This window comes from Pseudobacteroides cellulosolvens ATCC 35603 = DSM 2933 (genome assembly GCF_001262605.1).
Lineage (GTDB): Bacteria > Bacillota > Clostridia > Acetivibrionales > DSM-2933 > Pseudobacteroides > Pseudobacteroides cellulosolvens.
In genome coordinates this window covers 5,783,251-5,802,381 of record NZ_LGTC01000001.1, presented here as the reverse complement: position 1 = coordinate 5,802,381, position 19,131 = coordinate 5,783,251, and the positions used below count along the sequence as shown (strand labels likewise).

Below are 19,131 nucleotides of genomic sequence, written 5' to 3'. Positions count from 1 at the left end.
AATTTTTAACGGAATTATAACTTTTCTATACTTTTTAACTAGATGGGGTAGAGATCTTGTTGATGAAGCAACACAAGAGGTATTGGCCACAATTGAAAACGAAAGTAATGAAATAAAATCACGTCGTGATTTCATTAATATGCATGACAAACAGAAGCCTGTCTTATATAATATTTATAATACTAAAATTTTGGGGGAAGAACGTTGGAAAGCAACTTAAAAAGAATAAACGAAATTTTTAGTGATTATAATACAGAGGGCAATATAGGTACAGCAATTGTAGAAGCAGCAGTCCTAAAGAAAAAAAGTAAAATCCTAGAGATGAGAATCAGTTGTGATAAATATATTGATATAAAAGAAATTGTAGGCTTTAATTCCTTTCTAAGGAAAAGGTTTTCATTAAATGATTCTGAAATTAGTATACAATATGCTGAGGGAACATATAAAAAGCCGGTAGAGATGGAACTTAGAAATATTGTATTTTCTATATCAGATAAACACCCCGTTTTAAAAGCAGTTATAAAAGATACTGAATTTGAAGTGGCTAATAATATAATAAATTTTAATTTTAAGATTATGGTATCAGATCTTTTAAGATCTATGGGTTGTGATAAAAAAATCAGTAAAGCCATAAAAAACCTGTATGGAACAGAATATAAAATAAATTTTATTGATAAAGTAAACAGCGAAGAATTAAAAAAGGTTAAAGAGGATACACGAGAAAAGGAAATGCAGCTTTTAGAGGAACAAACTAAGGCTGCATTAAGTAATAATTCTCCACAATCGTCTAAAGAACCTCCACAAACAAATCAGGAAAAAAATAAGGAAAATGATGAAAAGAAAGAAAATACACCTTTGATATTAGGTAGGAACGAAAAAATAAAGGAACCTGTAATTAAAATTACTGAAATTATACCCGATGAGGGAAGGGTTGCTATAGCTGGTGAAATATCCAATATTGAATCTAAGGAATTAAGAAGCGGAAAAACCTTAATTTCCTTTGCTTTATATGACGGCTCAACTTCCATGACTTGTAAGGCTTTTATAAAGCCGGGTGAAGATGGTGAGGTCTTATCCAGACTCAAAAAAGCCAAGGGAGTTAAACTTGCCGGAAGTGCAAGTCATAGCACATTTTCCGGAGAAATTGAGTTTATAGCAAATACCATAATAGAAACAGATGGTATAAAGAAGGCTAAGAGACAGGATAATTCAGATGTTAAGAGAGTAGAGCTGCATATGCATACACAGATGAGTCAAATGGATGCTATGGCAAGTGCGAGTAGTTTAATCAAAAGAGCTATGAGTTGGGGAATGAAATCTATTGCTATCACGGATCATGGAGTGGTGCAGTCCTTTCCTGAGGCACATAAACTCTTGGGAAGGAATAATCCCGATATGAAGGTTATATATGGGGTAGAAGCTTATTTGGCACCGGATAAAAAGTCATCTGTTACAAACCCTAAAGGACAAAGCATTGATGATACATATTGTGTACTGGACTTGGAAACTACAGGTTTTTCACCGATAACAGAAAAAATTACTGAAATAGGTATTATGAAGCTTAAGGATGGAAAGGTAATTGATGAATTCAGCTGCTTTGTAAATCCTGAAAAACCCATTCCGGCAAGAGTCATAGAGGTTACAGGCATAACTGATTACATGGTACAGGATGCAGAAACTATTGATAAGGTTTTCCCTAAAATACTGGAGTTTATTGAAGGAAGCATTTTGGTAGCTCATAATGCTGATTTTGATATTGGTTTCTTAAAGCATAATGCCAAGGTTTTAGGTTATGATTTCGATTTTACTTATGTAGATACCTTATCCTTAGCTAAGGAGCTCTTCCCTGATTATAAAACCTATAAATTAGGAAGAATTGCTAAAAACCTCGGAATTAAGGTCGAGGTTGCACACAGGGCTTTAGATGACGTAAATACTACCGTCAAGGTATTTAATATTATGCTTGAAAGACTAAAGGAAAAAGGAGTCAAAACTCTTCTGGATATAGATGCATGTAGTTCTGACGAAGAAGCTAAGAAGTCAGAGTATAAAAAAGTTAAAACTTACCATGCAATAATACTAGCAAAGGATTATGTGGGATTAAAGAATTTGTATAAGTTGGTATCCTATTCTCACTTGGATTATTTTTATAAAAAACCACGTATATTAAAGAGCTTATATAAAAAATATTCAGAAGGATTAATTTTAGGAAGTGCCTGTAGTGAAGGTGAGCTTTACCAGGCAATACTACTTGGAAAATCAGATGAAGAAATTGAATCCATTGCAAAGGATTACGATTATCTGGAAATCCAGCCTATAGGGAATAATGATTATTTGGTAAGAAAAGAGGAGGTTCCGGACAAGGACTACCTAAAGGAAATCAACAGAAAAATTGTTGCTCTAGGTGAAAAGTTAAACAAGCCTGTGGTTGCTACCGGTGATGTTCACTTTTTAGATCCTGAAGATGAAATATACAGGCGTATACTTGAGGCTGGTCAGGGCTATGATGATGCAGATAAACAGGCTCCATTATATTTAAAAACCACGGATGAGATGCTTGAGGAGTTTTCTTATTTAGGGGAGGAAAAGGCCTATGAGGTGGTTGTTACAAACACCAATAAAATAGCCGATATGTGTGAACAGATAAGCCCCATTTCCCCTGAGAAATGTCCTCCGCATATTGAAGGCTGCGAGCAGACTATAAAGGATATTACTTTTGGTAAAGCTCATGAACTATATGGAGATCCGTTGCCTGAAATTGTTCAGGTAAGGCTTGATAGGGAGCTGGATTCTATCATAAAGAATGGCTTCTCGGTAATGTATATAATCGCTCAAAAGCTGGTGTGGAAATCAAATGAGGACGGCTATCTGGTAGGTTCGAGGGGATCTGTCGGGTCCTCAGTAGTAGCATATATGACAGGGATTACCGAAGTAAATGCCTTGCCGCCCCATTACAGATGCCCAAGCTGCAAATATTCCGATTTCACAGATTACGGTTATAATAACGGTTTTGACTTGCCGGACAAGCCTTGCCCAGTTTGCGGCGAAAATCTTGCCAAGGATGGGATAGACATCCCCTTTGAAACGTTCTTGGGCTTCGATGGAGATAAGGAGCCTGATATAGACTTGAACTTTTCCGGGGAATATCAGGCAAAAGCACATAAATATACAGAAGTTATATTTGGAAAGGGTACGACATTTAAGGCTGGGACTGTAGGTACCATTGCGGATAAAACAGCCTTTGGCTATGTAAAGAAGTATTATGAGGAACGAAATATCCATATAAATAAAGCTGAAATCGAGAGAATTGCAAAGGGCTGTACGGGCATAAAAAGAACTACAGGACAGCACCCTGGGGGAATTATAGTTGTGCCCAAGGGAAGGGAAATATTTGAGTTTTGCCCGGTACAGCACCCTGCGGATGATCCCGATTCGGACATTATAACAACGCATTTTGACTATCACTCAATAGACCAGAATCTACTAAAGCTTGATATACTAGGGCATGATGACCCGACAATGATCAGAATGCTTCAGGATATTACAGGTGTGGATCCTAAAATCATACCTATGGACGATAAGAAGACCATGTCTTTATTTTCATCTACCGAAGCTTTGGGTGTTTCTCCAGAGCAGATTAATTCAAAGGTTGGAACCTTTGGCGTTCCTGAATTCGGTACCAAGTTTGTAAGAGGGATGCTCTTAGATACAATGCCGAAACAATTTGCAGACCTTATTTGTATATCAGGTCTTTCCCATGGTACAGATGTGTGGCTTGGAAATGCAAAGGACTTGATTGATGCCGGAACGGTTACTTTAAGTGAAGCGGTATGTACGAGAGATGATATCATGGTTTACCTCATGAAAAAAGGTCTGCCCCCAGGTGCTGCCTTTAAGATAATGGAGACGGTTCGTAAAGGAAAGGCCTTGAAGGAACCCAAATGGCCTCAATATGAGGAGATGATGAGAGAGCATGAAGTACCTGAATGGTATATAGATTCCTGTAAAAAGATAAAATACATGTTCCCTAAGGCTCACGCTGCAGCTTATATTATGATGGCCTTCAGAATAGCCTGGTTTAAGGTGCATATACCTTTGGCTTATTATGCAGCTTATTTTTCCATTAGGGCAAAAGCTTTTGATGCAGAATTTATGATAAATGGAAAAGAAGTTGTTAAGCAGAAGATGAAGGAAATTGAAATGCAGGGTAATCAGGCTGCCAATAAAGATAAGGACATGTACGATGATTTGGAATTGGTTTTGGAAATGTATGAAAGAGGCTTTAAATTCCTGCCTATTGATTTGTATAAATCTCATGCTACTAATTTTCTCATAGAGGATGACAGCATCAGACCACCTTTAAACAGTATATCAGGTATGGGAAATGTTGCGGCAGAAGGAATATATGCAGCTGTCAAAGAAGGAGGATCTTTCATTTCAGTAGATGATTTAAAGATACGTGCTAAAATTGGAAACTCCACTATAGAGTCCCTTGAAAAGTTTGGCTGCTTAAAAGGTATTCCAAAAAGTAACCAATTGAGTTTTTTTGATATGATGTAGTTGCATTATATTGTAAATAATTATATTATTTATACAGAATATAATGGGGGGGATTTTACATGACAGAAAGACAATGGCACAAAAAAACTTCAATAGGACTGGTTTTATTTTTAATTATTAGTTTATGTAGCAGCTATACAATAGCTCAAACCCGAACATTAACAGATAGTGTATACGCCAGCTTGGACAAACAGCAAATCGATGCTCCAATGCCAATAGATTATGTTCTTTTCAGCGGTTCTCAAACCACAGACCTATATTTGAGAGGGCAGGAAGTATCTATTTCTGGTAACATACATTCTAATGCAGGCATAAAAATAGGTGCAGATCGCTTTAATATGAATGGTATATGTGATTCAGTTAAAGGTCATGAAATATATAGTCTAGCAAAACCTACAGATACATGCAATTTTATTGATAATGGATCAGTAATAAAAATTCCTGATATAAGCAATGAAATGATAGATGCCGCTTTTGTATATGGCAAAAAAGTTATTCATATATACCCCAATGACTACAAAAATAAAATTACACAGCCAAATATTGATTTATATTTTGATGCAAATTCAAGTTTCAAAATAGGTGGAAGCCAGGTTTTTACAGTTGACAATGATGAAATTTATTTTTTTCATGGGAATGTTATAATTTCAAATGGTGTTAAGTTTCTTGGAAATGGAAATATATTTGCTACTGGAGATATTGATATACGATATGGTTTTGATACTTCAAGTGGTTATGCGTCTGTATATTCCTCAAATGGAAACATAATTTGTGATTATTTAACTAACAAATTAAATGCCAATTTTTATGCACTTAAAGGTGATGTTCGACTCATTGGCAACGAATTAGATTTTACAGGATATATTATTGCTGATACTATATCATTAAATTGTAATAGAATTAAAATAACAGCCCCAACAGACAATAAGCCTAAAGATATTTTTACAACATTTTATATCCCATCACCTACACCAACACCAATGTCTACCAGCAAAATAGCAGATGTAAATGCTGATAAAGTAGTAAATATGTCGGATGTGATAATTATGGCCTCAGTTTTTAACAGTTCAAAAGGTGATGGCGTATATATTGAATCTTATGACTTAAATAGTGATGGAGCAATAAATATGAATGATATTATAGTCATAGCTAAAAATTTCAATACTATTATTTCAGATTAAAGTTTGATACCACTTAATTATAAAACAAATGCGGGCTGCACATTAGCGGTTTAATAACCGCTAATGTGCAGCCCTTTTTACCTTAATCTATTCTATTTTTAAGGTTACTTATTAAAAAACCAACTGTTGAAATTTGACTTATATGCCTGTAAACAAGGTATACACATAGTTCTTTTGAATATAATGTATTTGAGGAAATTTACAAAGCTCATATATTTTTCCTTTATCTATTTGAAGCAATGCACCCTGAGAAGTTCCTGAACCCCATACACTTTTTACCGTTACGCCACCTATTTTCCGTGCAAAATCGTAAATACCTTCAGATGTGTCAAAAAAGCCAACAATTACTTCGCCTGAATACTCACCTAATAATGTTCTATCTATTACTTTGTATTCATTTTGGAACACTATCACATCAAGAACACAAGGAAGACTTTTTACCTTTTCAACATCTTCTGTTGTTATTGCTGCTAAAAAGCCATTTTGCGGTAAATATGAATAAAGTTTTGCTCCAGCCTTTTCTGCATCGCTTTTCATGCTATCATATATTGGACCAGAAAATACAATAATATAATAACCTACTTCACCAGGGCCATACTGGTCGATTTTTTCAAACCCGGCTGAAGGGGTATAGACATAATCCCTTGTAATAGTTCCATATGTAAGTTTAACGGAATAATCATTTACTGGTGTCGGTACAGGTGTTGATGCTAAAGTTGGTGTAGGTGTTATACCAGATAAATCCTGGTCACCAAATTTACTGAAATTTTTGGCTAAAATTATTACATCCATCATATTAACGACACCATCACCATTTAAATCATATATTGTATTATATTTACTGTCACCATATTTACAATTAAATACACCTGCAATCATCATTACATCAGAAACATTAATCACATTATCTATATTTACATCACCTATATATGTTTCTATAGGTGAAGATTTACCTGAAATACTAACATCCCCATCTTTTATAACTACGTTTGCGAGGATTTTTGTAAGGCAACTGTTTTTAGTAATCTTTAAAGTGTATGTACCATTTGCAAGCTCACTTATTTCAAAATATCCGTTTTTTCCTGTAGTTACAGTTCTTCCAGTACCTACAAGTTGGATATTATAACCCTGCAGTAAATCCTGCTCATTGTCTTTATTGAAATCACAATTAGGTGAAATATACCCATATATTTTGTAAGTCTCTTTCTTTATATCATATCTTAACTCTGGATAATTAATAGTATTTGACCCTTCATCTGCAAAAACCGGCAACACAGTAAAAAAAGAAGTCAACATTGTCAGTAAGGTTAATAGGATCAACATTTTCTTTCTCATAATTTTACCCCCCAATAAAAATAATGTAAAACTCTATCTACATTTTATAATAAATTATATTATTTTTCACTGTTTTTTACTTTAAACCGAAAAACTTTTTTATTATTTGAAGGGAAAAGAAAGTTGGCCTAAAATATATGAAAAGTGAATCCTTTATGATAAACTTTTTATATCCATTGGGATTTATTCTATGTCAAAGCTATTTCAGAATATATTATTTCATCACAATTCAATGATTTCTTTACAATTTGGGTAGTTAGGGCAACCATAAAATTCTTTACCTATGTTCTTTCCTTTACTGGCTTTTCTATGAACCATTTGTATATTACATTTTGGACAGATGTGATTTAATGATTTTTCAGTATTAACAATAGTAGAAGCTTTTTCTTTATTAAATAAGTGGTTAAGTGTGACTTCAATTTCTGAAAGTGAATAACCAGACTTGGAAGAAAATCTAATGAGTTCAAGCTTTGCATCACCATAAAGCTTTTTTAGAAAGTTATCCCGTTCGTAGCTTTTTTTGCTTGTATGGCTTGAGTCATCTAATTCGATTCCACAGATGGGTTTCATAGATCCGGGTTCACATATTAGAAAGTCGACATGTTTTTGAGATATCTTTGAGAAGTATTTCAAGTAGGAACTATTATCTATTTCTTTGATTATGAAAAATATATCCTTAAGTCCAACTTTGGGGCATATTACTGCTTTATCGCTTATATATAGTTGTAATGTATGGTAAAAGGAAAGCTCTGTACTTGTAAGGATATTATCTTTGACCTTATAAGGGAGATTAGTGTTAAAAGGTAAGATATCAATCTCAGTATTTTTCTTCTTCATTAGTAAGTTAACAACAGATATTACAATTAATATGATTAACAAGATTATAACTAAATTCATTTGTGTTCCTCCTTTATGTGAAGTTTGTCTTAATTGTATCATTGCTTACCAAATAACTCTATATATGTTTATCATCTTTTGATATAAATTTGCAAATTTCATACTTTATTTATGATACAGTTCTTTATGTTTATCCTGCAAGTAGGTTAAGTGTCAAGTTACAATTTTTGAATGGCAAATTGAAATACAAAAGGCTTTGGAGAAATATTTTCAGAATAAAAAAGTAGACTATTAGCACCAATAAAAACACCTCAATTTCTTTCATTAGGGTTAAGGTGTCACTATAAATTTAGTACACCTTATTAGGCAAAAAACATTAAAAAGTCAGGTGTACTAAAATGTAACATAACGAAAAAGCCAGATATCTCAAGAACCTTGAAATACCTGGCTTTTATCTATTGGCGGAGAGAGTGGGATTCGAACCCACGGAACGGTTACCCGTTCTCCTGATTTCGAGTCAGGTGCCTTCGACCAGCTCAACCATCTCTCCATTAGCATAAAGTTTAATCGTACATTATTATATGTTACAATATCACCCATGCTATGTCAATATAGTAAATTTTGTTTGGTGAGACTTTCTATGTATCAGTTCTCACATCGTCCCACTCGAAATTCATATATGAGATTAGCCAGTTAAGAGCCCTGTGACGTTCAAGAACTACTCCACTGTCCAATCCGCCGGGAGGTGATGAGTTTTTAACCCTGGAATCTACGCATGCCCAGTCATATCGGTATATTAAATCTGCCTGATCCAAGATCTGGCTTGCAGGTATTAAACTTGATTTGTTTAAAAATGATTCAAAACTGTGTTCGTCTTTTAAACAGCTTACAGCCTCAGATACATCACATATTTTATCAGGATAACTGAGTTCTTTTATAAAGCCTAAAGCCCATAGAAGTACCCATAGGCACTCATATTTCCATGCAAATTGTATTATAGTGAGTTCATCCGGATCTCCATTGATAAATTCTTTCTCTTCTTCTGTAAAAAAGCCCTTAGCAGAAAATCTTTCGGTTAACGAGTCAAGAAGTTCCTTGCATTTGTCTTTAGGGGTTTTATTTGCAAGATCCGCCGCATATGTAGATATAATAGCTAATGCAATTGCTCTTTTTGCGACTTCTTCCTTTGAACGTATTTGTACATCCTCATCGCCAACGATTACCGGAAGATGGGTTATAAACGGTATGTTTCTTTGTTTTAGTATCTCTTGTGATCTGGATCTTCTATCAAGTGCGGATTGGGTTTCCTTGATATGTGAATCCAAGATATCTGCACTTGCAGTTACCCTTAATTCTTTTATATCCGACTCACCATTCAGGTTAAAAATAATATTTCCATCCCGGTTCAACATATCGCCTGATGGCAGGAATACCATATCATTGCTGTCTAGTGTACTCAAAATTCTCTGAAAGATATCGTCATTTATATCCTTATCACATACTATTCCTACACATGTATTGAAAAACAGAATTTGTTTTAAAAACATAGATTTAATTTGTTCATGTTGTGTTGCGACCCTTTGGTAAAAGCCAAACATTCCATTTAGCATGTCCTCAAATTTTGATTTTTCAGTATCTCTGGACATGAAATTAAAGTTGATACTAAAGCTGGAAAATAGGCTTTTATATGTGACTTTGACCTTTAATGGGTTATCGTATAACTCCAGTTTTTTATCTTTAAAAGCCTCCTTTATTTCATTAACAATTTTAGTAACATCTTTAGATGCAGAATAAATGGTAACGTTTTTCATTTTCTTCTCCTTCCAATACCTTTGGGGATGATAGCATTCCTTGAGCCTTTACTATGTATTAATATATATTTTATCAGAGTTCATCCTTGATTCCAAACACAAATAGAAATAGCTGAGCTAATGAAAGAAAAACAGCTGCAATATAGATAATCCAATATCCGTGACTAAAATCAATTAGCCATACGGCACCTAAAATTCCAATACTGGTACCTACGTTTATAAGCAGCAATCTTAATCCCGAGAAACTGCCTTTTTCTTCAACCGGTACTTTATCTAAAACAGGTCCGTCAATCAGGCCTGCCATAGTGCATTGCATCATCTCAGTGATGATTACCAGCAACAGGAAAACGTTGCCTGTTGAGAAGACCATGATAAAGTATAGGAAGCTGAGAAGTAAAATTACAGCAGTGTTTGTATTAAACCTGTTAAACCTTTGTGCAATAACCGGAACTAAGAAAATAGCAACTCCAGATGTCAGTTTCATTAAACCTAATATAAATCCAGTAAATTCATACGAGATTTTTATAAAGTCCATGAATATAAGGTTTAGCATGGAGTATGCAAGAAAGTAACTGCTATACCCTAAAAATTCATATATAAGGTAAAATATTATGAATTTGCTTTTAGGCAAGTAGAGTTTTAAAGGGGCTGGATTTCCCTTTAAATGTCCTGGAAGAATTAGCCTTAGTAATGATGCTGTACCTGCTATAAATGTACTTATAATTATTAATGAACCATAGGAGTTTATATGTTTATACAATACTCCTGAGGCTATGCTTCCAAAAAAGGGTGATAGCATAGTTATAGAAAAAAGTAGAGTATACACAATATTTCTGGATTTTTCCGACACTAGAGATGTTATGTAGGGATATATGCATACCATTATGAGGCAATCACCAAGTCCGTTTAGTACCCTTCCTGTGTAAAGAAGAGTATGTGATGCAGCAGCTGCAGTAAGGAGCATGGATAATATTTTTATGGCACATCCTGAAATCATGCTTATTTTGTATCCTGCCCTGTCGCAAAAGTACCCGCAAAATATTGCAAACAAGGCAGTGGAAAATGTTCCAATAGAAACTATTTTACCAATTTCCGCCGATCCCAAGCCCTTTGAAGATAGAAAGAAATTTAAGTTCAAATTCCAGATACCCATACCAAGGCCCATAACCAGCTCTGATAAAAGAAAGAATTTTACTATTGTCGGTAATTTTATTATCTGTTTTAAATAATCTTTCATGATTTTTCTCCTTAAAAAAAAAAATAAAAAAAGGAAATAGGTCTGTAAAACCTTTTCCTTTTTTTTGCAAATCTTATAACAAAGTATTAATATCCTATTTTGAAAAAGTGGTTTTCAAACTCATTAATTATCCCGTATGCAATTGATTTGACAACCTGAAAAAAGGCAGAATACCCCTTCAGATAGGCTCAAATCAGTTGTGAGGATAACATAACGACACATTTTAGGCCACTTCCTCCTTTTCGTAAACTCTTATATATTATTATAAGTTGTATTGGCAGTCATGTAAATACTAACCATGCAATAAACAGGATATAAAGATTAACTTATCCAAGTCATACCTTTACTTTCTACTTTCCATTTGCCATCTTTATTAATAATTTTACTCTGAACTCCTACAGCACCTAAACCGGACTTAAATTTATAACCATTAACAATAACACTGTTTTTGTCTGCAATTTCAACCTTACTTATAGTTAATAATATTCCTTCAATGCTATTTATGTCTTTAACCATACCCATTTCTTGAAGTTTTTCAAAAGATGCATCCATTGTCTTTATATTGTACTTTTTATTAAAGTATGTTAGTATTTCGGCTTTTTCACTCTCATTTATGTATTCTAATTTTGTACCATCAATCGATATATACTTCATTTCACTATTTAAACCTTCATCGACAGGCATCATGGAATCCAGGGCCAGAATATATATTTCCTTAAGAGATTTACTTTTTATAATGAATTCTTTTGAGGCATATTGTTCATACCATCCTTTACCCGTGTCCCATTTCTTTTCATCAGGATTTTCATTAAGTATCTTTGAACATGCAATTGCCATAATATATTCTCTAAGTCCGTTTTCTTTGGAAGCCTTAAACTTTTGGAGCATATATTTAAGCCGGCATTTTTTTGTTGAACCAGATAGTCAAAATCCTTATTGTTTTTAATATAGTCATAGGGATTGGATGAAGTTGATTTTATACTTACAATTGATTCTAATCTCTTATCCATTTCTTTTTTTGTAGCTTCGTCAATTTGATTGCTTTCCATATCTTCTGTTTCATTTAAGATGCTGCCTATAACTGGTATATCTGATGTCCCTGGGGTTACCTTGACTACTGGACTTATCCCATTGTTTGAGGATTCAGGGAATGAAGCATCTGTGTTTGGTAACTTTTGTATCATTAGAAAATATACTGCCAACCCTGATATAATAAAGACTAATGATAATAAAATAATATGTGCCTTCTTCAAGTTAAACGCTCCCTTCGTTAGCTGTTTTTTATTAACTATAAGTTATGTAATAAGCATTTTACATTTTTAATTATTGCATAACATTTTCCTAAACATATATATTAGACGAAAACAAACGCAATTTGTTCCAAGAAAAAGTAAAATTAGTCTAAATTTGAAATTGTCTTAGGAAATATAATTCTTCCAACATCTACACACAAGTGGATATTGGTGCTATATTAAAAGTGTGGGAGGAAATGTTATATGAAAAAGTATTTTTATTATTATTGCTAACTGCACAGGTATTTTCATTTGCTGCTTGCTCCAATAATGAGATTAAAGGTGAAAAAGGGACGGATGCTTCAAATACCGATAAGCCTGCTAGTAATGTAACTCCATATGAAAAGAAGGAGGGCACAAGTACTGAGCCTTCAAATACAATAAAAGAATCAATTCAAAATAATGCAAATGCATCTGATACAAATCAACAATCAAGTTTGTTGGATGCTGAGGATATTAACCTTTTATCCAAGCTGGAGGGTAAATGGTATGATTTAAGGGATAAGGAATCTGTAAGGTTATATGGTGTTAAAAGTTTTATAAGTGTTACTAAAGTCAAAAATGATTATATAGTTAGCAGAAATTTTCCGGATACAGGGGTAGGCATTAAAATAACAGAGGTTATTAAAGATGGACAGAATAAATATACTCTTAAGAGTACGGGTGATAATACAGGATCACCTATGGAATTTAAACTTGATTTAAGCAGTGACTATAAAAGCATGACAGCTACAATTAATATTAATAAAGAGTATTTTGATAAGGAGGTTAAGTTTGTCAAATACTCAAGTGAATTGGCTAAAAGTATAGAGCTTCAACGTTTGTCAGGGAAGTATTTAGATATCAATGATAAGATATATTCCTTCAGAGAAGAAGGGAGGGCACTATGGTCTGGCAAGAAATCCTTTAGATTCTCAATATTAAAGAATGATGAGGGTTCCAAGCCCTTTATTGTGGCTTATGGTGCCGATAGAAAGGAAATAGCCAGATATTCATATTATTTGTTAGGTCAAAAGTTGCTTATAAAAGATGCAAAGAATGACAAAGTTGTTTTGGATTTAAGAAGAGCTGATTCTTCCGACAACTTGGAGCAAAAAGCCATTGATTTGGTTGCCAGAAAATTCAATGCAGTTATAGACTCTAAAAATGATTGGTTTATGCCGGTTTATAAATCATCTCTAGGCCAGATCTATCTTTCCTGTACAGGTACTGATAAAAAAGGCAGGTATAAAGTCATACTGTCTATTGATGTTTTTCCTGACGGCAGCCAAAATGTAAATGGTTTAGGATCCAGGGAGTTTTATGTAGATGTAGAATCTCAGAAAATTATTGAGTATACTACCAAAGTTGATATAAATTAAAGAATTTAGTACATAAATAAAAACACTTATTGTTTACAACAGTTTGATTTCATATCAGTTAGTTCAAATTAAAATAATAATGCCAGCCATATCAAATTCATTTTGATACAGCTGGCACAAATAATAGCAAACTTCCTAATTTATTGGCTTTATGGTACCATCGCTGTTATATGACAATTCTGTATACATAATAGACCTTTTATGGTCAACGCCTGATACTGAGGCATCATGATAGAACATATACCATTTATCCTTGAATTGGACGATTGAATGGTGGGTAGTCCAGCCCTTTACTGGGTTTAAAATCTTGCCTTTATAGGTGAACGGCCCTTTTGGATTTTTACTCATGGCATAAACTATGTAATGAGTAGTTCCTGTTGAATATGAGAGATAATAGTTATCATTGTATTTATGAACCCAGGCACCTTCAAAAAACCTTCTATCCTCATCGCTTGCAAGTATGGGGTTTCCGTTTTCATCAACAATTGAAACCTCTTGAGGTGATTCTTTAAAGGTTAGCATGTCATCGTTCATTAAAGCTACTTTTGGCCCAAGTGCAGGCTCCGAGCCCTGGGGTGCTGCTCCATTGCTGTCATATTTGCCAGTCTTCCATTTTTCCAGCTGACCGCCCCATAAACCGCCAAAATACATGTATGATTTATTATCATTATCGGTAAATACAGCAGGGTCCATGCTGAAGCTTCCCTGTATATAGTTTTTTTCGGGTTTGAAAGGACCTGTAGGGCTGGTACTGGTGGCAACTCCGATTCTGAAAATATCCTTCTTGTCCTTTGCAGGGAAATATAAATAATATGTATTGTTCTTATATGCAGCATCAGGTGCCCACATTTGTCTTTTTACCCATGAAACATCTTTTAAGTGAAGTGCCTGGCCATTGTCAACGCAAGATGAATTAAAATCATCAATGGAAAGTACATGATAGTCTTCCATCGCATACTGGTCACCATCGTTATTTGGTTGTATTCCACTGTCTATATCATGGGACGGATAAATGTAGAGCTTATCGTTAAATACATGAGCGGACGGATCAGCAAAAAACACGTCTGTAAATAATGGTTTATTTGGCTCAATTGCCTTTGGCTTTTCAACTTCGGGAGATTCGCTGCTTTTGTCAGCATCAGATGTAACTTCAGTATTTTCAGGTGCTTTTGAATTGTCGTTGCAAGAACTAAATGAAAGAGTTAGTAATGATGTTAACAGAATAATTCCAACTGCCTTTTTCGAAAAACTCATTTAGAAATGCCTCCCTTGAATTAGGTATTTTTTGATATGCCCTTATTAATAGGTATGCTTATTAAAATCAGAATTAATGTTCTCTACTATATAGTACCATATATTCCTTAATAATTGTACTCCCATATAAGTGAATGCTTTACGGGAAATTATTCCTTATAAAATTAAGTCCATATACACTTTTAATTTTAGCAGGATCAAAAATACCTTAGCAATAACCATAATCAAATAGGCACAAAAAGCCGAAATAATTATATATACGTGTATTTGGGGGTATGCCATGATGAATAATTCGATTAAATATACAATAAAGCTGGGAATATTGACCACATTTACAGCAGCAATTTTATTTTTGACTGGTACCATATCCTACGCAGATTTTGGTGTAAGAGCGGCAGTATCTGCAGCTAACCCTGACACAGAGATCAATTTGAACTGGGATATGGTCAATGGTGGTATATATTATAAGATACTCAGGAACAGTGGTGATGGTGATGTATTGATAAAAACTGTAGATATTAACAGCGATAGGTATTTTACAAGTTATTCAGATACGGGAACTGGTGGAGAAGGCCTTACCCCTGAAACCAGCTACATTTACACTATAAAGGCTTATTCAGACCAGGAAATGACGGATGAACTGGTATCTGCCAGTGCTGTCGTTACAACAGATAAGATGCTTAAGCCCAGTAATATTGCTGCAAGCTTTAATATAAATACAAATCAAGTTACAATCACATGGAGGAATAATTCGAAGGCTCTTACTGGAAGCAGTATTAAAAGGATTGGTGGCACAGGAAGCCTGGTTTCTGTTGCCGGATCGGTATACACAAGTTCTTTTATTGATCCCGATCTTATTTTGGACCTGCAAAATCAATATACAGTGGTTTCAATAGATTCAAACGGTCATAGCTCCCTGGATGGAGACGCTGTGAGCATAGTTCCCATTGACCCGCCTGTTATAATTGCCTCTGTAAATAATGGAACAGCAGCTATATCATGGGGAAACTTTGGCTACATATCCAATTTTGAGCTGCAAAGATCCAAATACACAACTTCATGGGGAGAATGGCAAACGCTTTCCACCCAGCTTTTAGCCGGAAGTACCTCTGCGGTAGATGTCCTTCCAACAGCCGGGGTTTACAGATATAGACTTGCAGCAAAGAGTACCAGCCAATATACTGGATACAGCAACATATCGGAATCTGTAGCAAAACCTGCTGCACCTAGAAATCTGGCAGCACAATTCTCCAGCAATACCAGCATCAGCTTGAGCTGGACAAATATAGAGGGGAATGATTCCCAGCTTAAAATAGAAAAAAGGACAGGAAGCGGAAGCTATTCAGAGATTGCATTGCTTCCAAAGGATTCAACATCGTATACCGACAATTTTATTGTTACTTCAAATGAAAATTATTACTACAGAATAACGGCATTTGATTCGGAAAACAATAAGGATGTAGGTACCGAGTGCCAAATAACCGCTGTACTGCCACAGGCACCGGCATCTCTTTCACTATCTCTTGAATCTAATACGCAAATTATACTAAGTTGGATTGATCAATCAACTAATGAAACGGGGTTCAGCATTGAAAGGAAGACCGATACAGGAAGCTATGTTTTATTAGGGACTGTTGCTGCAAATGCTGTCTCCTATGAGGACAATACAGTATCAAGCGATTATACATATACATACAGGGTATGGGCAAATAGCCATCTTGGAAATTCCGCAGCATCATCCAATGAAGTAACAATTGTTCCAAATACAGTAAGAGCTCCTAATTCTTTTGATGCTGGGGTTATTTCTGCTAATACCGTTAAGCTTACATGGACCTATTCGGTGTCAAATACTTATGCTACTGTTATAGAGCGAAAGACAGGGGAATCCGGAACTTGGATAAAAATATATGAGGCGGCTTCCGGGGTTTTAAGCTACAACGACTACACAGTTCAGCCAAACACTCGTTACTTTTACAGGATCAGGGCAAAGTCAGGATCGTACATTTATTCCGCTGCATATCCTAATAATACAGGAAAGGAAGCCTACACAGTATTTTCTACCCTGAATTTAAGCCTTGTTAATTCATCCAGAATAGACCTTTCATGGACTGATACTGCCACAGGAGAGGTAGGATTTGCTCTAGAGAGGAAGACAGACTCAGGAAGTTTTGAGAGGATAAGCGTTGTTGAAGCTAATAAGACGAGCTATTCGGATTATAATGTTACAAGCGGCCACGTATATACCTATAGAATTCTTCTTATGAATTCAGCAACGAATCTAACGGTTTATTCCAATGAGGTGTCCACAACAATTAACACAATAGTTAAGCCAATTTCACTGGATGTTGATGTAATTTCACCCTATCAGATTAATCTTGCATGGTCTCTTTCGGCACCTGGAACTTACAGAACTGTCATAGAGAGAAAGACCGGAGATACAGGGACCTGGGCAGAAATTGCTTCCCTTGAAGGTAAGCTGAGTTATGAGAATGCTGCATTAAGCAGCAATACTCAGTATTTTTACAGGGTCAAGGTGTATTATTCTTCCAATGTTTATTCCCAAACCTATCCAAATGATGATACGGGAACTGGTGCTTATACAAAAATTATTTCTCCATCAAATCTTATAGGAAGTGCGGTTTCATCCACCCAGATAAACCTTTCATGGTATTCCAATTCAACGGATTCATACTTTGTAATTGAAAGGAAAACCAAGGACGGAAATTATTATGAAGCTGGAAAGACTGCAGTTAATGCTACATCATGGTCCGATATAAATCTTGTTCCCAATTTGAAGTACACATACAGGATAAAGGCTAAAACAGCATACAATGAATCGGATTATTCTGAGGAGGCAGGCATCATGTGTACCAACTTAGCGGCACCGACAGGGCTTACAGCTCAGGCTGCAGGCTCGGAGGGAATTGAATTAAGCTGGGTTGATAATACTTTGAATGAATCGGGCTTTGAAGTTTGGAGGCTTGCCGATAGCATGCAGTGGGAACTTCTTGTTATAGTTGAAAGCAATACTAGAAATTTTAATGATACAGGAATTATTGAAGGTAAAAAATATTCATATATGGTGAGGGCGTTTCTTGGAGATGATGAGATCTATTCTCCATATTCGTCTGTGGCATCTGTTGTAGCAAGCATACCTGCTCCACCAGACAATTTGACATATTTAGGTGTAACTGCTACTTCTATCAAACTGACATGGAAGGACAACTCAAATAATGAGAGTGGGTTTAAGGTGGAGAGAATGGATAAATCAAGCGGAAAGTGGACTGAAATTGCTTCTCTCTCACAGAATGTTACAAGTCATACAATAGGAAATTTAAGCATCAGTACTTCATATACTTACAGGATAAAGGCTTTCAATTCGACTAACAACAGCTATTCCTATAGCACGGAAATAACCGTTTCTTTGAAAAAACCGGAGATCCCATCAAATATTGCTGTTACTGCACTTTCATCATCTGAAATCAGGATAGACTGGAGTGACAACTCAGGTACGGAGATGGGATTTACTGTAGAAAGAAGGAAAAACGGCAGTGAGTTTGCAGAAATAGTAAAGCTGCCCTCCAATACAATCAGCTATATTGATAAAGGACTAAGTCCCAATCAGCAGTTTTTCTATAGGATACGTTCTTATAACGAAAACGGATACAGCAGTTACAGCAGTTCCAAATCTGTATCAACCAAAAGCCGTACCATATACAATGACCTTGGTAAAGTAAGCTGGGCAAAATCAGCTATAGAAAGCCTATCTGAAAGGGGAATAATAAAGGGAAAAGCTAAGAATAAGTTTTATCCCAATGATAAAATAACCCGTGCTGAGTTCGTTTCCGTTCTAATCAGGATGTTTAAACCTGAGGAGGTTGTTGCAGGCTCATTTGCCGATGTAAGGGAAGTGACTGGTATTATAGGGAGGTAATGACTGCCAAAAACCTTGGGATTATATCGGGCAGCCCGAGTAACTATTTTTATCCAAATAAGCCCATAACCAGGGAGGATGCTGCAGTCATGATAGCCAAGACACTAATGGCAATGGATAAACCTTTAAAAAGCAGTAAACCAGATGTTTTGAAAGTTTTTAACGATGTATCAAAGGTATCATCCTATGCAGTTCCCAGCATTGCCTCCCTGTACAGTGAAAAGATCCTGGCAGGAAAAGAATCGGATGCTCTTGCACCAAAGGCTTATACAACAAGAGCAGAAGCTGCAGTTCTTTTAAGCAGGATTGCGGATCGCTGAAGTTTACTC

General features: G+C 35.2%; 11 protein-coding genes and 1 tRNA gene. 5 read left to right on the top strand and 7 right to left on the bottom strand.

Going from position 1 to position 19,131, the window contains the following annotated elements; translation table 11 throughout:
- Positions 1 to 204 precede the first annotated feature (204 nt).
- Together polC and Bccel_RS24030 are read left to right on the top strand one after the other, a co-directional pair.
- Positions 205 to 4,560 (top strand): DNA polymerase III subunit alpha, encoded by a 4,356-nt coding sequence (gene polC / locus Bccel_RS24035; RefSeq protein ID WP_036935050.1) that lies wholly within the window; start codon positions 205 to 207, stop codon positions 4,558 to 4,560.
- A 59-nt stretch (positions 4,561 to 4,619) separates the two neighbouring features.
- A complete protein-coding gene (locus Bccel_RS24030; protein ID WP_036935052.1) occupies positions 4,620 to 5,741 on the top strand; it encodes a dockerin type I domain-containing protein in 1,122 nt (373 codons plus the stop codon).
- A gap of 138 nt (positions 5,742 to 5,879) precedes the next feature.
- Here the strand turns inward: Bccel_RS24030 and Bccel_RS24025 are convergent, their stop codons facing one another.
- From Bccel_RS24025 to Bccel_RS31780, 6 genes are all read right to left on the bottom strand, one after another.
- Positions 5,880 to 7,076, bottom strand: coding sequence for a carboxypeptidase regulatory-like domain-containing protein (locus Bccel_RS24025; RefSeq protein WP_036935054.1), 1,197 nt, complete (start codon positions 7,074 to 7,076; stop codon positions 5,880 to 5,882).
- A gap of 222 nt (positions 7,077 to 7,298) precedes the next feature.
- A complete protein-coding gene (locus tag Bccel_RS24020) occupies positions 7,299 to 7,973 on the bottom strand; it encodes a DUF2726 domain-containing protein (protein WP_050753791.1) in 675 nt (224 codons plus the stop codon).
- A gap of 399 nt (positions 7,974 to 8,372) precedes the next feature.
- Positions 8,373 to 8,463, bottom strand: a tRNA-Ser gene (locus Bccel_RS24015).
- 88 nt (positions 8,464 to 8,551) lie between these two features.
- Positions 8,552 to 9,724, bottom strand: a complete 1,173-nt coding sequence (locus Bccel_RS24010) for a DUF4272 domain-containing protein (RefSeq protein ID WP_036935058.1) — start codon at positions 9,722 to 9,724, stop codon at positions 8,552 to 8,554.
- Between the two features lie 73 nt (positions 9,725 to 9,797).
- Positions 9,798 to 10,961 (bottom strand): MFS transporter, encoded by a 1,164-nt coding sequence (locus Bccel_RS24005; RefSeq protein ID WP_036935060.1) that lies wholly within the window; start codon positions 10,959 to 10,961, stop codon positions 9,798 to 9,800.
- A gap of 321 nt (positions 10,962 to 11,282) precedes the next feature.
- The gene (locus Bccel_RS31780) at positions 11,283 to 11,849 is read right to left on the bottom strand and encodes a hypothetical protein (protein ID WP_242857044.1); all 567 of its coding nucleotides are present in this window, start codon (positions 11,847 to 11,849) and stop codon (positions 11,283 to 11,285) included.
- 601 nt (positions 11,850 to 12,450) lie between these two features.
- On the opposite strand from Bccel_RS31780, the gene Bccel_RS23990 reads away from it, so the two are divergent.
- On the top strand, positions 12,451 to 13,614 hold the full coding sequence (locus tag Bccel_RS23990) for a hypothetical protein (RefSeq protein WP_050753789.1): 1,164 nt from the start codon (positions 12,451 to 12,453) through the stop codon (positions 13,612 to 13,614).
- A gap of 135 nt (positions 13,615 to 13,749) precedes the next feature.
- Here the strand turns inward: Bccel_RS23990 and Bccel_RS23985 are convergent, their stop codons facing one another.
- Positions 13,750 to 14,868 carry a glycoside hydrolase family 43 protein gene (locus Bccel_RS23985; protein WP_081926651.1) on the bottom strand — a complete coding sequence of 373 codons (1,119 nt, stop codon included), beginning with the start codon at positions 14,866 to 14,868 and terminating at the stop codon, positions 13,750 to 13,752.
- Positions 14,869 to 15,148: 280 nt separating this feature from the next.
- Between Bccel_RS23985 and Bccel_RS23980 the strand changes: the two genes are divergently transcribed.
- Both Bccel_RS23980 and Bccel_RS23975 read left to right on the top strand, forming a co-directional pair.
- Positions 15,149 to 18,802: a fibronectin type III domain-containing protein gene (locus Bccel_RS23980; RefSeq protein WP_050753788.1), complete on the top strand. Its 3,654-nt coding sequence runs from the start codon at positions 15,149 to 15,151 to the stop codon at positions 18,800 to 18,802.
- Positions 18,802 to 19,122 (top strand): S-layer homology domain-containing protein, encoded by a 321-nt coding sequence (locus tag Bccel_RS23975; RefSeq protein ID WP_050753787.1) that lies wholly within the window; start codon positions 18,802 to 18,804, stop codon positions 19,120 to 19,122. Before Bccel_RS23980 ends, Bccel_RS23975 begins: the two co-directional genes overlap by 1 nt.
- The last annotated feature ends 9 nt before the right edge of the window (positions 19,123 to 19,131 follow it).

Excerpts from the sequence above, each read along its gene's own strand:
- Bccel_RS24005 (WP_036935060.1), bottom strand. The coding sequence starts at position 10,961 with ATGAAAGATTATTTAAAACAGATAATAAAATTACCGACAATAGTAAAA.
- Bccel_RS23980 (WP_050753788.1), top strand. The coding sequence starts at position 15,149 with ATGATGAATAATTCGATTAAATATACAATAAAGCTGGGAATATTGACC.
- Bccel_RS24025 (WP_036935054.1), bottom strand. The coding sequence starts at position 7,076 with ATGAGAAAGAAAATGTTGATCCTATTAACCTTACTGACAATGTTGACT.
- Bccel_RS24030 (WP_036935052.1), top strand. The coding sequence starts at position 4,620 with ATGACAGAAAGACAATGGCACAAAAAAACTTCAATAGGACTGGTTTTA.
- Bccel_RS23985 (WP_081926651.1), bottom strand. The coding sequence starts at position 14,868 with ATGAGTTTTTCGAAAAAGGCAGTTGGAATTATTCTGTTAACATCATTA.
- Bccel_RS31780 (WP_242857044.1), bottom strand. The coding sequence starts at position 11,849 with ATGCTCCAAAAGTTTAAGGCTTCCAAAGAAAACGGACTTAGAGAATAT.
- Bccel_RS23975 (WP_050753787.1), top strand. The coding sequence starts at position 18,802 with ATGACTGCCAAAAACCTTGGGATTATATCGGGCAGCCCGAGTAACTAT.
- Bccel_RS24010 (WP_036935058.1), bottom strand. The coding sequence starts at position 9,724 with ATGAAAAACGTTACCATTTATTCTGCATCTAAAGATGTTACTAAAATT.
- Bccel_RS24020 (WP_050753791.1), bottom strand. The coding sequence starts at position 7,973 with ATGAATTTAGTTATAATCTTGTTAATCATATTAATTGTAATATCTGTT.
- Bccel_RS23990 (WP_050753789.1), top strand. The coding sequence starts at position 12,451 with ATGTTATATGAAAAAGTATTTTTATTATTATTGCTAACTGCACAGGTA.